The organism is Seongchinamella sediminis, from assembly GCF_003457605.1.
Taxonomy (GTDB): domain Bacteria; phylum Pseudomonadota; class Gammaproteobacteria; order Pseudomonadales; family Halieaceae; genus Halioglobus; species Halioglobus sediminis.
In genome coordinates this window covers 38,846-53,697 of the sequence record NZ_QRAN01000011.1, presented here as the reverse complement: position 1 = coordinate 53,697, position 14,852 = coordinate 38,846, and the positions used below count along the sequence as shown (strand labels likewise).

The 14,852-nt window shown below is 62.1% G+C and carries 11 protein-coding genes; 9 read left to right on the top strand and 2 right to left on the bottom strand.

Annotated features, from left to right (window positions below):
- Positions 1–2: 2 nt before the first annotated feature.
- Positions 3–1,175, bottom strand: a complete 1,173-nt coding sequence (locus DWB85_RS11390; protein ID WP_117954656.1) for a GGDEF domain-containing protein — start codon at positions 1,173–1,175, stop codon at positions 3–5.
- A gap of 126 nt (positions 1,176–1,301) precedes the next feature.
- On the opposite strand from DWB85_RS11390, the gene DWB85_RS11385 reads away from it, so the two are divergent.
- From DWB85_RS11385 to DWB85_RS11365, 5 genes are all read left to right on the top strand, one after another.
- A complete protein-coding gene (locus tag DWB85_RS11385; protein ID WP_117954654.1) occupies positions 1,302–2,477 on the top strand; it encodes an acyl-CoA dehydrogenase family protein in 1,176 nt (391 codons plus the stop codon).
- Positions 2,478–2,503: 26 nt separating this feature from the next.
- Positions 2,504–3,277, top strand: a complete 774-nt coding sequence (locus DWB85_RS11380; protein WP_117954651.1) for an SDR family NAD(P)-dependent oxidoreductase — start codon at positions 2,504–2,506, stop codon at positions 3,275–3,277.
- 11 nt (positions 3,278–3,288) lie between these two features.
- The gene (locus DWB85_RS11375; protein ID WP_117954649.1) at positions 3,289–4,416 is read left to right on the top strand and encodes a CaiB/BaiF CoA transferase family protein; all 1,128 of its coding nucleotides are present in this window, start codon (positions 3,289–3,291) and stop codon (positions 4,414–4,416) included.
- Between the two features lie 10 nt (positions 4,417–4,426).
- On the top strand, positions 4,427–5,215 hold the full coding sequence (locus DWB85_RS11370; RefSeq protein WP_117954647.1) for an enoyl-CoA hydratase/isomerase family protein: 789 nt from the start codon (positions 4,427–4,429) through the stop codon (positions 5,213–5,215).
- A gap of 86 nt (positions 5,216–5,301) precedes the next feature.
- Positions 5,302–7,164 carry a DUF3604 domain-containing protein gene (locus tag DWB85_RS11365; protein ID WP_117954645.1) on the top strand — a complete coding sequence of 621 codons (1,863 nt, stop codon included), beginning with the start codon at positions 5,302–5,304 and terminating at the stop codon, positions 7,162–7,164.
- Here the strand turns inward: DWB85_RS11365 and DWB85_RS11360 are convergent, their stop codons facing one another.
- Positions 7,165–10,428, bottom strand: coding sequence for a mechanosensitive ion channel domain-containing protein (locus tag DWB85_RS11360; RefSeq protein ID WP_117954643.1), 3,264 nt, complete (start codon positions 10,426–10,428; stop codon positions 7,165–7,167).
- A gap of 88 nt (positions 10,429–10,516) precedes the next feature.
- Between DWB85_RS11360 and DWB85_RS11355 the strand changes: the two genes are divergently transcribed.
- Genes DWB85_RS11355 through DWB85_RS11340 form a run of 4 tightly spaced genes read left to right on the top strand, consistent with a single transcriptional unit; the run spans position 10,517 to position 14,791 of the window.
- Positions 10,517–11,458 carry an MBL fold metallo-hydrolase gene (locus DWB85_RS11355; RefSeq protein ID WP_117954641.1) on the top strand — a complete coding sequence of 314 codons (942 nt, stop codon included), beginning with the start codon at positions 10,517–10,519 and terminating at the stop codon, positions 11,456–11,458.
- Positions 11,455–12,204 carry an alpha/beta hydrolase gene (locus tag DWB85_RS11350; protein ID WP_117954638.1) on the top strand — a complete coding sequence of 250 codons (750 nt, stop codon included), beginning with the start codon at positions 11,455–11,457 and terminating at the stop codon, positions 12,202–12,204. The genes DWB85_RS11355 and DWB85_RS11350 overlap by 4 nt, the downstream gene beginning before the upstream one ends.
- Positions 12,201–14,078, top strand: a complete 1,878-nt coding sequence (locus tag DWB85_RS11345) for a TIGR00341 family protein (protein WP_117954636.1) — start codon at positions 12,201–12,203, stop codon at positions 14,076–14,078. Before DWB85_RS11350 ends, DWB85_RS11345 begins: the two co-directional genes overlap by 4 nt.
- A 5-nt stretch (positions 14,079–14,083) precedes the next feature.
- Entirely contained in the window at positions 14,084–14,791 is a 708-nt protein-coding gene (locus tag DWB85_RS11340) for a hypothetical protein (protein ID WP_239017298.1), read from the top strand.
- Positions 14,792–14,852: the final 61 nt, after the last annotated feature.

Sequence of the window (14,852 nt, the reverse complement as noted above, 5' to 3'; positions counted from 1 at the left end):
AGTCAGGCGCCTGCACCGGCGTTGCTCAAATGTACCGGGGCGCTCTTTACCGATGCCACCCGGTTGCGGCCGCTGCGCTTCGCCAGATACATGGCCTGATCGGCCTCCTGGGTCAAGGCGTCCAGGTCCACCTCACCCACCGTAGCCGCGACCCCCAGGCTGACTGTCACCGGTATGCGCTGCTGGTCTACCAGCAGCGGGCGTTCGCCGATACCTCTGCAGATACGTTCCGCCAGTATACGAGCTGCGGCCTGGTCAGTGTCAGTGAGAATGACCAGAAATTCCTCGCCGCCGGTGCGGGCGATGACATCGCTGGCCCGGCACATGCGCTCTATCATGGCCGCCACCCGGCGAATGACCTGGTCACCGGTGTCGTGGCCAAAACTGTCATTGATCTGTTTGAAGTGATCCACATCGATGACAATAGCGGCGGTGGGCAGGTCGTGACGGCTGGCGTGGGCCATGCTGACCCGCATGGCATCCTCCAGGCCGCGGCGATTGAGCAGCCGGGTCAGTGGGTCTTCCGTGGCGAGGTGCGACAGGTGCTGCTGGTACTCGATGAGCACGCTGGCCAGGAAGCCGACCGCTACCAGCACATAGGCCCAGCTGTGGGCGCCAAAGGCAATAAGCTGGCCCAGCTTGTGGGCTTCCAGTACGGCAAAGTAGTACAGGGACGTCAGTGCGCCGGCGACCATGACCAGCGCCGCGCCGGCGATGATCAGGTCACCCACATTTTTCTCCCGCAGGCAGCGCGCAAGGCTGATAACGCCAGCCGCAGCGAAAAACGTGGCGGACAGTAATACCTGAGTGACAAACAGCTGCTGCTTGCTGAGGAAGAAGGCACTGAGACAGCCCGGCAGGCATAGCAGTCCAAGCAGAATTCTACCGCCGCGGATAGCCGCTCGCTGGCCGGCGGCGATAAAGAGGATGTAACTGTTGAGGATGGCAGCGACGGCGGGTACGTCTACCGCCATGGGTGCGCTGGCGCTCTGCTGCAGGGTGAAGGCTATCCAGCCCAGCAGGGCGGCCATGAAATACACCGTGAACAGGCCCAGTCCCGCGGGCGGATTGCTGGAATCACTCAGCACGTAGACCACCAGCATTTGCGCCAGGGTGACGGCAAAAATCAGCCCCAGGTGCAGTACGGCCCAGTTCTCGGGAAAAATTTGCTCCATGCCCGTTTCAGCTCAACTCGCTGTCAGTTCCAGTCAATTAATTTGTCGGGGGCGGTCATTGTTGCCCAAAAGGCGCCTTACCATACTGTCCGCCGACTTCAAACGCTATCTCAGAGGTACACCAGAATGCTCCCCAGAGACTTTACCGAAGAGCAGAACATGTTCCGCGATGCCTATCGCAAATTCCTGGCAGCAGAGATTGTGCCACATATGGAAGAGTGGCGTGAGGCTGGAATCGTGGATCGCGAGGCTTTTCGCCGGGCAGGGGAGCAGGGCTTCCTGATGATCTGGCCCGAGGAACGCCACGGTGGTATGGGCGATGACGACTTTCGTTTCGAACAAATCATCATCGAGGAGACCAACTACGCCCGCGCGGGTGACTGGTTCAATACCCTGCACAGCCGCCTGGTCGGCCCATACCTGACCCGCTTCGGTAGCGAGGAGCAGTGCGCCCGCTTCCTGCCCAGGTGCGCCAGCGGCGAGTGCATTCTGGCGATCGCCATGACCGAGCCCGATGCCGGTTCAGACCTGGCCGGTATGCGCACCACCGCGGTGGAGCAGGGCGATCACTGGGTGCTCAACGGCTCCAAGACCTTTATATCCAATGGCATCAATGCCGATCTGGTGGTGGTCGCGGCCAAAACCGATCCGGAGAACAATCCCCACCACATGACCCTGTTCCTGGTGGAACGAGGCATGGAGGGTTTTGAACGAGGCCGCAATCTCAGCAAAATGGGTCTCAAGGCCCAGGACACCGCGGAGCTGTTTTTCAACGATGTCAAAGTGCCCGCGGAAAATGTACTGGGCGAGTCCGGCAAGGGCTTTTACTACCTGATGCAGGGGCTGGCGGAAGAGCGTTTGCTGGGCGCCGTTGGCTACCTTGGCGGCGCACAGCTGTCCTGGGACCTGACCGCGGACTACGTCAAGGAGCGCAAGGCCTTCGGCAAGCCGGTGGCAGCCTTCCAGAATACCCAGTTCAAGCTTGCCGAAATGCGCACCGAGCTCGACATCAGCCAGGTGTACATCGACCAGTGTGTCAGGGCCTTCAACGCCGGCAGCTTCACGGCCGTGGATGCCGCCAAGGCCAAGCTCTACACCAGCGAATTGCAGGTGCGGATGGCGGAGCTGGGCGTACAGCTGCACGGTGGTCATGGCTATATGGACGAGTACCCGATCAGTCGCCAGTACACCGACGCCAAGATATCGACCATTTACGCGGGCAGTTCCGAGGTCATGAAGCTGATTATCGGCCGCGACTGCCTGGGGGACGATTACGTTCCCTTCAACACCCGCAATTTCTAACGTCCATTATCCCAGGGAGAATCAACATGGATCTGCAAGGAAAAGTAGCAATCGTTACCGGCGGCGCATCCGGCCTCGGCCAGGGTACCGTGGAAGCCTACGTGGCCAAGGGAGTCAAGGTCGCCATATTTGACCTCAACGCGGAACGGGCGCAGGCCCTTATCGACGAGCTGGGGGCCGACAATGTGGCCTTCTGGAGCGTTAACGTGGCCGATGAAAACAGCGTCAGGAACGCCGTGGCCGAGGTGGTGGAAAAATTTGGCGCCCTGCATATCGTCAACAATTTTGCCGGCATTGGCAGTGCCGCAAAAACCTACGGCAAGAACGGGGTGTTCCCCCTCGAGCAGTGGGATCCGGTTATTGCCATCAACCTGACCGGCACTTTCAATGTGTCCCGTTACGCCGCCGAACAGATGGCCAAGAACGACCCCATCAATGACGACGGCGGCCGTGGGGTGATTATCAATACCGCATCCGTTGCCGGTTACGAGGGCCAGGTCGGCCAGGTTGCCTACTCCGCCACCAAGGGTGGTGTGATCGGCATGACAGTGCCCATGGCACGCGACCTGGCCAGTTATGGCATTCGCGTCAACACCATTGTCCCGGGCCTGATTCACACGCCGCTGTTCGAATCCCTGCCCGAGCAGGCCTACAAATCGCTGGAGGCTTCGGTATGTTATCCGCAGCGACTGGGCAAACCGGCGGAGATCGCCCACCTGTCGGTATTCATTGCCGAGAATGATTACCTCAACGCCGAGTGTATCCGCCTGGATGGCGCGATACGGATGCAGCCTCGCTAAGGAGCTTTGTTATGGGACCCTTGAACGGTTACACGATACTGGAACTGGCGGGCATCGGTCCCGCTCCCATGGGGGGAATGATTCTCGCGGACATGGGCGCTGAAGTTATCCGCATCGACCGGGCCGGCGGCGGTCCGGGAATGAAAGATGTGAGTAGCCGCGGCAAGAAGTCGGTGGCGCTCAACCTCAAGGACCCGGCGGGGGTGGAAACCCTGTTGCGCATGGTAGAGAACGCGGATGTGATCATCGATCCGTTTCGCCCGGGTGTTTGCGAGAAGCTGGGTATTGGCCCGGATGTCTGCCTGGCACGCAACCCGAAACTGATCTTTGCCCGGATGACCGGTTGGGGCCAGGATGGGCCACTGGCTCAGGCGGCAGGCCACGACATCAACTATATTTCCATCACGGGGGCGCTGTTCGCCATGGGACGCGCGGGTGAAAAACCCGTGCCGCCACTGAACCTGGTGGGCGATATGGGGGGTGGCGGCATGCTGCTGGTTAACGGGGTTCTGGCCGCGCTGCTGGAAACGGCCAGTTCCGGCAAGGGACAGGTGATCGATGCGGCCATGGTCGACGGCGCCGCCCAGCTGATGTGGATGTTTCACAGCTTCGAGGCCATGGGCCTGTGGGATGCCACAAAACGCGAGAGCAATATGCTGGACGGTGGCGCTCACTTCTACGACACCTACGAGTGCGCCGATGGTGAATATATTTCCATTGGTTCCATAGAGCCGCAATTCTATGCCCTGCTGAAGCAGAAGGCGGGTCTGTCGGAGGAAGAGTTCGGCGACCAGAATAACGCCAGCCTCTGGCCGCAGATGAAACAGCGGCTGACGGAAGTGTTCAAGCAGAAAACCCAGGCCCAGTGGTGTGAACTGATGGAGGGGACGGACGTGTGTTTTGCGCCGGTGCTGAAATTCACTGACGCGGCCGCCCATCCGGCAAACCTGGCCCGCAACACCTACATCGAGGTCGAAGGTGTCACCCAGCCCGCGCCTGCCCCCCGGTTCTCGCGTACGCCTTCCGAGGTCAGGAATGGTGGATCCACTGGCGGCGCCGACACCGCGCAGGTGCTGTCCGATATGGGCTTTGCCGCGCAGGAGCTGGAAGAGCTGAAAAATGCCGGCAGCATCGGCTGAGGACTGACATATGAGTGATTACCAGAGTGTGGAAATCGAGCGCCGGGGTCCGGTGGCGGTGGTAACGATGAACCGGCCCGCAGCGCTCAATTCATTTGACGCCAGCCTGCGCCGGGAAATACTGCTGGCGGCCAGGGAGGTCAATGGGGATGACAGTATCCGCGTGGTGGTACTGACCGGGGCCGGTCGTGGTTTTGGCGCCGGCGCGGACCTGTCGGAATTACCCATGGAAGATCCCAACTGGCGGGTTGAAGACCAGCTTAACCTCGAATACAAGCCGGTAATGCTGGAAATCTACAATGCTCCCAAGCCCTGGATCAGTGCCGTGCATGGCCCTGCCGCCGGCGTTTCCAGTGCCTTTGCCATGGTCTGTGACCTAACGGTGATGGCGGAGAATGCCTACATTTACCAGGCCTTTGCCGCCATCAGCCTGGTTCCCGATGGCGGCGCCACCTGGCACCTGGTGCGTACTATCGGACGCAAGCGCGCCTACGAGGTCATAGCCACCGGCGAGAAACTGTCCGCGCAGAAGTGTCTAGACTGGGGGCTGTGCAATCGCGTGGTGGCCACCGAGAAATTGCTTGAGGAGACTCTGGCCTGGGCCGAGGAACTGGCAGCCCGGGCGCCGCTTTCCCTGCGTTATTCAAAGCAGGCTGTGGCCCGGGCCTGTGAGGCGGACCTCGAGCAGACCATATCCGAGGAAGCGCAGTTGCAGGGCATCTGCATCGACAGCCAGGACGCCGCAGAAGGCACCGCCGCTTTCCTGGAAAAGCGCCCACCGGTGTGGCAGGGGCGTTAGGGGCAAGTCTGTGAGTGTCAACAGGGCCTGGTAGGCCCGGCCGGCAACGCGTGTTAGCATCCGCTTAAAACCATAAGAGAGCGGATATGCGTAACCTGATTCTGGCGCTGGCCCTGGCGACCGGCTGTACAGCGACGGGCGCCGCGGAAAAGCGCTTACTCTGGGGTGATACCCATCTTCACACCAATAATTCTTTCGATGCCATCACCATAGGCAACAAGACTATTGGCCCCGCCCAGGCATATCGCTATGCCCGCGGCCTGCCGGTAGTTCATCCCTACCACGGTGCGCGGGTGCAAATCGGTACCCCGCTGGATTTCCTGGTTGTTTCAGACCACGCCGAATTTCTGGGCCTGGTGCGCCATGTTTACGAGCACGGCGTGTCTACCGAGGGCCTGGGGCCGCTGGACACTGTGTACGCCTGGATATCCTCCCTGGCCATAAAGTTTGGTATCGATAGCCGCTGGGGCGCGCTGCTGTTCGCCTCGCGCCTGCCCGAAGCCGAGGATCCGAAAGCAGCGGGCGAGCGAGTGGCGGAAGAGGGATTCAAGCTGGGGGGTATTCCGCCGAACCCGGATATTTCGCGCCAGGTCTGGGCCGAGATTACCGCCGCGGCGGACGCCTACAACGCGCCGGGGGAGTTTACCGCGCTGATCGGCTGGGAGTGGAGCTCCAACGGTGGTGGCGCCAACCTGCACCGCATCGTGATTACCGACGGTGATGCAGCCAGCGCCAACCAGTACCTGCCCTACAGCTTCCTCGACAGCTCCTTTCCCGAGGACCTCTGGGCCTGGCTGGATGCCACCAGTGCCAGCGTTGGAGCAGATTTTATCGCCATTCCCCATAACTCCAACATCTCCAAGGGTTACATGTTCGACACCCGGAGCCTGCGGGGAGAGGCCTTTTCCAGCGACTATATTGCCGCCCGCAGCCGCTGGGAAAAAGTGGTGGAAGTCACCCAGATCAAGGGCGATTCCGAGACCCATCCCGCGCTGTCACCGGAGGACGAGTTCGCCGACTTCGAGACCTTCGATTTTTATCTCCAGCGGGATGAAACCCCCTACGCGGTGTCCGCCGCCGATTACGTACGCTCCGCCCTGCGCAGCGGACTGGCGCTGGAGAGCCAGCATGGGCAAAACCCCTTTCGCTTTGGCCTGATTGGTTCCAGCGATGCCCACTCGGGGCTGGCGGGTGCGGAAGAGGACAACTTTCATGGCAAGTTTGCCGCCGACAGTATCCCGGCTAACAAGCAGGGGCTGGTCGAGGTGGCGGACAGGCGGGCGCCCAAAGGCTGGGATATGTCTGCATCCGGACTTGCGGCGGTGTGGGCAGAAGACAATACCCGGGAGTCGATACTGGCGGCGCTGAAGCGGCGCGAGGTGTATGCCACCACCGGTCCGCGGATTGCCCTGCGCTTTTTTGCCGGTGACGGCTGGTCCGACGACATCCTCGACAGTGAAACCCTGTACCAGAATGCGGTGGCCAGCGGGGTGCCCATGGGCGGGGTACTGCGCGGCGATCGTGATGCCTCCCCGGAGTTTATTGTTATTGCCGAGCGCGATGCCGGCGGTGCCAATCTCGAGCGGATACAAATCGTCAAGGGCTGGCTGGATCAAGACGGCCAAACGCGAGAGAAAGTCTATAACGTGGCCTGGTCGGGTGAGCGCGCCGTGGATGCCTCCGGCCGCCTGCCGCCGCTTGCGGACAGCGTGGATCGCGCCAGCGCCCGTTACCGCAACAGCGTTGGCGCACCCACTCTGCGCGTGCGCTGGGAGGATCCGGAGTTCGACCCACAGCAATCCGCCTTTTACTACGTCCGGGTGCTGCAGATACCCACCCCCAGGCATTCGCTGTATGATGCGGTGGCTCTTGAACTGGAGCGCGCCGAGGGGCAGCCCGATGTCATCCAGGAGCGCGCCTACAGTTCGCCCATCTGGTACCACCCCTGATCAGCTGTCCCGGATCTGGTCCAGGTTGCGAATCTCCAGCTGCAGCGGTTCCAGGGTGTCCAGGTGTACGTCCCGCTGCGGGTAGGAAATGACAATGCCGGCATCGTTGAACTTGTCGTTGATCAGCGTGCGCAGTTCAGTCCAGGTGCCGATGCGGTCCTCGCTGATGTAGCAGCGCAGCCAGAGCATCAGGGCGTTATCGCCAAAATCCTCGAACGAGACCCTCGGTTCCGGGTCGGACAGCACGTTGGCCGCTTCACCGGCGGCCTCCATCATCAGCGCCATCGCCCGGCGCACGTCCGAACCGTAGGCGATGCCCACCGGGATGATGACCCTTACTGCCTCGTCGGACAGCGTCCAGTTCACGACCTGGCCGGTAATCAGTTCCTTGTTGGGGATCAGGTGTTCCTTGCGGTCGAAGGTCTCGAGGATGGTGGCCCGGGGGTTGATTTTCTTGACCACGCCCTCCGCGCCGCCGGCGCTGATGATGTCGCCTACCCGCACCGGCCGCTCGAACAGAATTATGATGCCGCTGATAAAGTTGGCGACAATTTCCTGCAGCCCGAAGCCGATGCCGACACCCATGGCCGCCACCAGCCACTGCACCTTGTTCCACTCAAAGCCAATGGAGAACAGGAATATGGAGCCGCCGATGGCAATCACCAGGTACTGCAGGAGGATACTGCTGGCATAGCGGGCGCCGGCGCTCATGTTGAACCATTCGCGCATGAACACCTCGCTCAGCGAGGGCAGGTGCCGGGTCAGCAGGGCGGTCGCAATCAACACCAGCAAACTGTAGCCCAGGTCGAACAGGGTAATCTCCCGCAGGGTGCCTTCGCTGTTGCTGATGGTCCACAGAGTGATTGACTCCAGCAGGTCCAGGGCGGGCAGGCTGGGTGACCATAGCCACCAGAGGGCGGTCAGCGTGGCCACGATGCGGGCCATATTGAGCAGCCTGTTATGCGCTTCAGACAGTGACATCAGGTCGAGGGCCGCTTCCTGCTCGGCGGCCGCGGATTCATGATCCTGGGTTTTTTGCTCTTCTCTTGCTCTGCGTTCCATGCGGGCGCGCAGAATAAGCAACCAGCGTTCCAGGACGTCGCCGATGGTCTTGATGGCAATCACCCAGGCGATGCTGCGCGCCAGGGCAGCGACATAAATGTCGGCGGCATACATTAGTCCCATTGCCTGCAGTACAAGGGTGACCGCGGCGATGACGATGCTCAGGCGCAGGCCGAAGCGCATGGTTGGGGAGTCGTCAACGATTCCCCGGCGCAGCAGCCGGATGAAAAAGATACTCATGGTAATGGCCGCTGCGGCTGTGCCAATGGCTCCCAGTGGGCCGCCGCTGGTCAGGGCATCCAGTTCGTTGGCGAGTACGTCCAGCAGGATGGCGCTGCACATCACCGGTCCGGCCCAGTTGAGTTCTTCCCGCAGCACATCGAGGCGGCGTCCGTCCCACTTGAGATAACGCCTGCCGACGCCCTTGCGGTTGGCGATCATCCTGGTGAGCAGCAACAGGTACAGGATACTTGCAGTGAACATCAGTGCCGGCGCCAGTGGCCGGGATAGCGGGGTGCCGGGTTCAGCCTGCTCCAGGAAGTAGCCGATCAGGTACATGCACAGTGGCCAGGGCAGGACCAGCAGCATCGACAGTCCCAGGGCAGCGAGAATATTCCACAGGGTTGCGGTGCTGAGCAGCAGCGGGAGAGTGATCAACCGGTCGTACACCGGTAGCAGCTGGCGACGGCCGATAAAACTGAGTATTGCCAGCAACAGCAGCAGCGCCGACCACTCGGTCTGCTGGTAGCCGGAAACCAGCTGGGCGGGAAGCTGGAGCCAGTTTTCCGGGTGGCTTAGCACAGCCAGCTGGCGGCCCAGTTCGCCCGGGTCGACGTGGCCGAAGTTGCGAATCCACAGCAGGTTACCCAGCAGGAACTGGTCGAATTCCTCGCTGGCTGTAACCAGTTCACGGTTCAGGTCGTTGTTGTCAAGCAGCAGGCGCAGCAGCGAGCCCAGGCTCGCCAGGTTCCTCTCCAGCAGCTCCAGCCGTTGTTGTACCAGCTTGCGTACCAGGCTCGCGGTGTTCTCATCGCGCTGGTTCAGCTCGGCGAGCAGCTTCTCAATATAGGCGCTGCTTTCATTGAGGGTGCGAAATTCCTCTTCGATATCGATTTGCGTTAATGAGGTATCGACGATCAGTTCATTGCGTTGCCCGATTTCCTGGCGAATCGCTGCGGTATCAGGCAGGTTGTCGAGCCGGGTAAGCATCACCTCGCCCAGTATTTCGTTGCGTCCTGCAACCTGCAGCCGCCGCTGCATCAGCTGGAAGTCCTGGTTGATACTCTCCAGTTGCTCGGCGTCAAACTGGCCCTCGCGGCGGGCGCGATCTGCCAGCGTGGCCGTATCCTGGAGCAGCCGCGCCAGTTGTCGGTTTTTGTCGGCGAACTGACGCAGTTGCGGATCCTGGCTTTGCAGCTGTTGCTCCAGTTCGGCGGTGGTTTCCAGCTGAGCCCGGGTAGCAGTTGCCCTGGCGTTCTCCAGGGCCTCGGTCAACGCTGCCACGCGAGTCTCGGCCTGGAGGATGGCCTTGCCGAGCCAGGCTCTTTCAGCGGCATTGGTCTGGGCCAGGGCGGCTTCCCCGGTAATCTCCTTTTCCAGGTAGCGCTGCTCCGCCTCTGCGGCTTTCAGCCGCGCCTGCGCCAGCGTCCAGGCGGTGTTCATCTCGGTGGACTGGTCAGCCGGGGGGGGCGCCGTGCTGTCGCTGCTGATAATTTTTTCCAGCGCGGTCAACCGCTGGCGGATTTCTTCCCGTCGCTGGGGCAGGCCATCGACCTTGCCGAGCAACTCGTCACGCCTTTCGGTCAGTGACTTGAGCCGGGCTGTCGCCAGGGTAAGCTGGATCTCGATTTCCGCAGCGCTGCTGCTGTCAGTTACCGCACTCTCGGGCTGGTCTGCACCGTCTTTGGCATCGAGCAACTGTTGCTCGAACCGTGCGGTCTGCTCCGGAGCGCGTTCTATCTCTGCTTCCAGCTTTGTCCTGCGATTACGGAAGTCCGCAGCAGCCTGCAAGTGGGCCTCGGCGCGGTCCAGTTGCCCGTTCAGTTCGGCCCGGGATTCATCGTCAATCGTGGTGTCGTTGGCCACCGCGTTGCGTTGGCTCTCGATGTCTGCCAAAGTCAGCGCAGCAGCCGGATGTGGGAGCAACAGGCCCAGTAGACAGAGCAGGGCCAGGATTGGCGCACAGACTGGGTAATCTTTCATGAGCCCTGGGTTCTATCCTCGCTGGCGTGTAGGTCATAATCCGGACACCTCCATCTGGTGGAGGTAAGTTATTGCAGGAGATTAGCACATGGCGCCGCCAGTCACCGAGGATCTCGGATTTGGCATAACACGGATAGATACCGGCTACCTGGAACCGGGGGTTGCCAGTTTTTACCTGGTCCAGTCGGGTAGGGAGTGCGCGGTGGTGGAAACGGGCACCATCTACAGTGTGCCGGCCCTGTTGCAACTGCTGCAGGCGCTTGCAATCAGTCCCGGGCAGGTGCGCTATGTGATCCCCACCCATGTTCACCTGGACCATGCCGGGGGCGCCGGTGCGATGATGCGACACTTTCCGGAAGCAGAGCTGGTTGTCCACCCGCGGGGAGCGCGTCACCTGATAGACCCCGGCAAACTGGTTGCCGCATCGCGGCAGGTGTTTGGCGACGCCCGCTTCGCCAGTCAGTACGGGGATGTCGTTCCAGTGCCGGAGAGTCGGGTCCGCGCTGCGGAGGACGGACTTTGCCTGGAACTGGCCGGCCGCCGCCTGCAGCTCCGGCACACGCCCGGCCATGCCGATCACCACCTGTGCGTCTGGGACCAGCAAAGCCAGGGCTGGTTCAGCGGCGATGTGTTTGGGATTTCCTACCAGTGGTTGCGCACGCCAGGCGGCGACTTCTGTATGCCAACCACCACTCCCAGCCAGTTTCGTCCCGAGGCCCTGAAGTCCTCCATCAACCTGCTCGCTGCTGCCTCCCCGGCGCGTATTTATCTCACTCACTACGGTGAACTGGCCTACAGCGACCGGGTGCGGCAGTCGCTGTTGCGGCAGATCGATGATTATGTCGGCCTCGCCATCGAATACAGCGGCCAGCCACAGCAACTGGAGGAGGCGATCATCGACTACTCCCTGCAGTGCGTCCAGGCAATGAACCCCACCATGGAGGTGGCCGGTATGCGCGAGATGTTTCGTCACGACGCGCAGCTCAACTCCCAGGGGCTGAGCCACTGGCAGCAGAGGCAGTCGGCATGAAGCTGCAACGGGGGGCGGGGGAGTATCTTGCCTGTCAACACCTTGAGGGCCACGGTCCGGGCATTCTGTTTCTCAGTGGCTTCAACTCCAACATGCAGGGCGACAAGGCAATGGCCCTGGACGCCTGGTGCCGGAGCACGGGCAGGCAGTACACCCGCTTTGACTACCAGGGGCACGGCGACTCCAGTGGCAGATTCGAGGACGGCACTATCGGCCGCTGGATAGACGATGCGCTGGCGGTGCTGGACGAGGTCACCCGCGGTCCCCAGCTGCTGGTCGGTTCTTCAATGGGCGGCTGGCTGATGCTGCACCTGGCGCTGGCGCGGCCCGCGCGGGTGGTCGGGCTGGTGGGCATTGCGGCGGCTCCGGATTTCACCGCGGCCCTGGCCAGCGGCGGCCTGTCAGCGGAGCAAATGCTGCAACTGGAACTGTCGGGTTACTGTGCCATCGATAACTGTTATGACGATGGTGAGCCTTACCACATCGGCAAAGGCCTGCTGGAAGAGGGTCGCCAGCACTGTCTGCTGGAGCGCGACGCAATCGCCATCGACCAGCCGGTGCGACTGCTGCACGGGCAATGTGATGACGACGTGCCCTGGGAGCGCTCCCTGCTGCTGGCGGAAAAGCTCACCAGCAGCGACGTTGAAATACAACTGGTCAAGTACGGCGACCACCGCCTGTCGCGGCCGCACGACCTGGAACGCCTGCAGCGCACCATCAGTGCGCTGCTGGAGTCGCTCAATTGACAGCCAGCGAAGCCTGCTACCTGCTGCACGACTCCACCTTCGACCCGGAGCGTGCCGCCGAGTGGCTGCAGGCGAACGACATCAGCCTGGTGCCCTACGCTGAGCGCGAGAGCCTGGCTGACGCGTCGCGGGTGTTGCTGTGGCTGGGGGACGAACAGGTCCGGGAGCTGGCCTCACTGGGCATCGAGCGTCAGTGGCGCATCGGCCTGCTGCCGCATCCGGATGCCCGGGAGGCCTGTACCGCGCTGGGAGTAAAAGGCGAGCCTGCAGGGCTGACGGCTCACTATCGCGGCGTCGAGCCGGTGGCCGCGGATGCCCTCAGCTGCAATGGGGAGCTGGTATTTTCCTCAGTGGTCATCGGTTCCGTGCTCAGCCTCAGGCCGCAGGATATCAATCGCCGCTCTACCACGTGGAGCCTGTTTCGCGGCGCCCTGCGCGGACTTGGCAAGCTGAGCCTGCGCAGATTCCGGCTGGTCACGGCCAAGGAGCAGTCGGTGGACTTCGCCGCCCTGGGAATGGTCGCGGTGGCGCATACCCAGAGCGCCCTGGTCAGCCGTCGCTTCGACGATGATCTCAGCGCGGCCGACGGCCGGGTTTCCCTGCTGGCCATGGCCCCGCGCAGCATTATTGGCTACCTCTGGTTTGTGTTCCGCCTGCTGCTGCCGGGCAGGATAAGCCTCTCCCGGCTGCCGGATTCCCTGGCCCTGGTGCAGAGTGCACGCCTGCAGCTGGAGGCGGCCGATGGTTTTGAGTACCTGCTGGACAACAAGCCGGTGCACGCCCGGGAACTGGAGCTGGAAATTCGTCCCCAGGCGCTTTCTCTGCTGCCGGGGCCGGCCCTGCGCGGCACGGCGTCAACCAGCGTGAGCAGCAAGGAAACCCTGCGCCTGAATCACATACCGGTGAGCGAGGCGGCCAGGGCCATGAGCGGCAAGCACCTGCCGCTGTTCAACCACGCCAGCGAGGAGGAGTACCGTGAGCTGTTCGTCGCGCTGCGCGACAACGCCACCGCCTCCTCCTCTTACCAGGTGCTCATGGTGCTGTCGGTGATGCTGGCGCTGGCCGGCCTGTATGCCAACTCGGCGCCGGTGATCATCGGCGCCATGATCCTGGCACCGCTGATGGCGCCCATTGTGTCCTTTTCCATGGGCCTGGCGCGTTCCAACGTCAACCTTATTCGCAGCGCCCTGAAAACCCTGGTCATCGGCATTGCCTGGGGGCTCGCTTGTGCCGTGTTACTGGCATGGTTGATGCCCTTTGACATCGCCACCGATGAAATGCGGTCGCGAATGTCGCCGACCCTGCTGGATTTGTTCATCGCGGTGATCTCCGGCATCGCCGGTGCCTACGCCAACGCCAAGGAGGAAGTTGCCAGGAGCCTGGCGGGGGTCGCCATTGCCGTTGCCCTGGTTCCCCCCTTGAGCGTTGCCGGTATCGGCCTGGGCTGGGGTGACTGGCCCATGGCCAGGGGCGCGCTACTGTTGCTGACTACCAACCTGGTAGGCATTTCCCTGGCGGCAAGTATCACCTTTCTGGTGCTCGGCTTTGCGCCGTTGACCCGGGCACGCAAGGGGCTGGCTATCTCCCTGTTACCGCTGGCGCTGATCAGCGTACCCCTGTATATCGCCTACGATCACCTGGTGGAGCGGAGCCGGCTGGAGGAGCGGGTGCCGGCCGGGGAGCTCCGCCTGCTGGACCAGCAGGTACAGGTTGCGACCGTCCGGGTTGCCCTGGACGACCCCCCGCTGCTGTCAGTTGTGGTCAGCTCTGCCGAACGGCTGGAAAACAGGCATATCGATGAGTTGAAGCGCATCATCGGCGAGCAGGTGGGGCGCAAGATACAACTGGAAGCCCAGCTCAACATCCGGCGATGAGTATTGTGCCCCGACATTGGCCCCGACTGGCCCCGACGGCTGGCATGCGCTGCCTGGGCATCTGGCTACTGTGCTCGCTGCTGGCGGGTTGTGGCGGCTATGAACTGAAGAATCTCATAAAGTCCGATGTTGACCTGGTTACCGACGAATTTATCGATGAGACCCGGCGCCTGGTGCGGGAACTCACGGTCAAGCTTTACGGGCGCAATCCCGCCGAGCTGGCCAGGATACCGGGGATGACGGTCGAGATGCGGCTGGCGCAGTTACAGGCCACCCGTGGCGAACTGGACTTTGCCGAACTGGCGGGGCGCCAGGAAACCGACGCCCTGCAGCTGGTGTTCAATCCCCATTTTGACGGTGACCGCGTGTTTGCCCTGGTGGTGGGCCTCGGCGGCATGCTGCGTCATGCCTATGGGTATAACTCGGAATCCTTCCTGTTTGACGCGCTGGAACCGGAGCCCCTGTGGGCCAGTGCCCACAACGTGGAAGTGCTTGCCTGGAAGCTGCGCAACAATCGCAGGCCCAACGGCGAGCCCTGGTTGATTACCAGCGAGTACCGGGGGGTAAACGATAACCTCAGCTTCGAGCGTTTGTTTGGCAAGCTGATCGTGCTGCAGGAAATGATGGCGCGCATCGCCAGCGACGCGGATGACCGCCGGGTCACCAAGGCCGTGCATACGGCCGGCTCGGTGTTTATCCCCCTGCCGATCTGAGCCGCGGGCGTAGCTCAACATTGGTGCGTTTGAGCTGCCGGTGCTCGCCGCGGAACCTCAT

Bases quoted from the DNA above. Each gene is read 5' to 3' on its own strand.
- DWB85_RS11390 (WP_117954656.1), bottom strand. From the start codon at position 1,175: ATGGAGCAAATTTTTCCCGAGAACTGGGCCGTACTGCACCTGGGGCTG.
- DWB85_RS11385 (WP_117954654.1), top strand. From the start codon at position 1,302: ATGCTCCCCAGAGACTTTACCGAAGAGCAGAACATGTTCCGCGATGCC.
- DWB85_RS11380 (WP_117954651.1), top strand. From the start codon at position 2,504: ATGGATCTGCAAGGAAAAGTAGCAATCGTTACCGGCGGCGCATCCGGC.
- DWB85_RS11375 (WP_117954649.1), top strand. From the start codon at position 3,289: ATGGGACCCTTGAACGGTTACACGATACTGGAACTGGCGGGCATCGGT.
- DWB85_RS11370 (WP_117954647.1), top strand. From the start codon at position 4,427: ATGAGTGATTACCAGAGTGTGGAAATCGAGCGCCGGGGTCCGGTGGCG.
- DWB85_RS11365 (WP_117954645.1), top strand. From the start codon at position 5,302: ATGCGTAACCTGATTCTGGCGCTGGCCCTGGCGACCGGCTGTACAGCG.
- DWB85_RS11360 (WP_117954643.1), bottom strand. From the start codon at position 10,428: ATGAAAGATTACCCAGTCTGTGCGCCAATCCTGGCCCTGCTCTGTCTA.
- DWB85_RS11355 (WP_117954641.1), top strand. From the start codon at position 10,517: ATGGCGCCGCCAGTCACCGAGGATCTCGGATTTGGCATAACACGGATA.
- DWB85_RS11350 (WP_117954638.1), top strand. From the start codon at position 11,455: ATGAAGCTGCAACGGGGGGCGGGGGAGTATCTTGCCTGTCAACACCTT.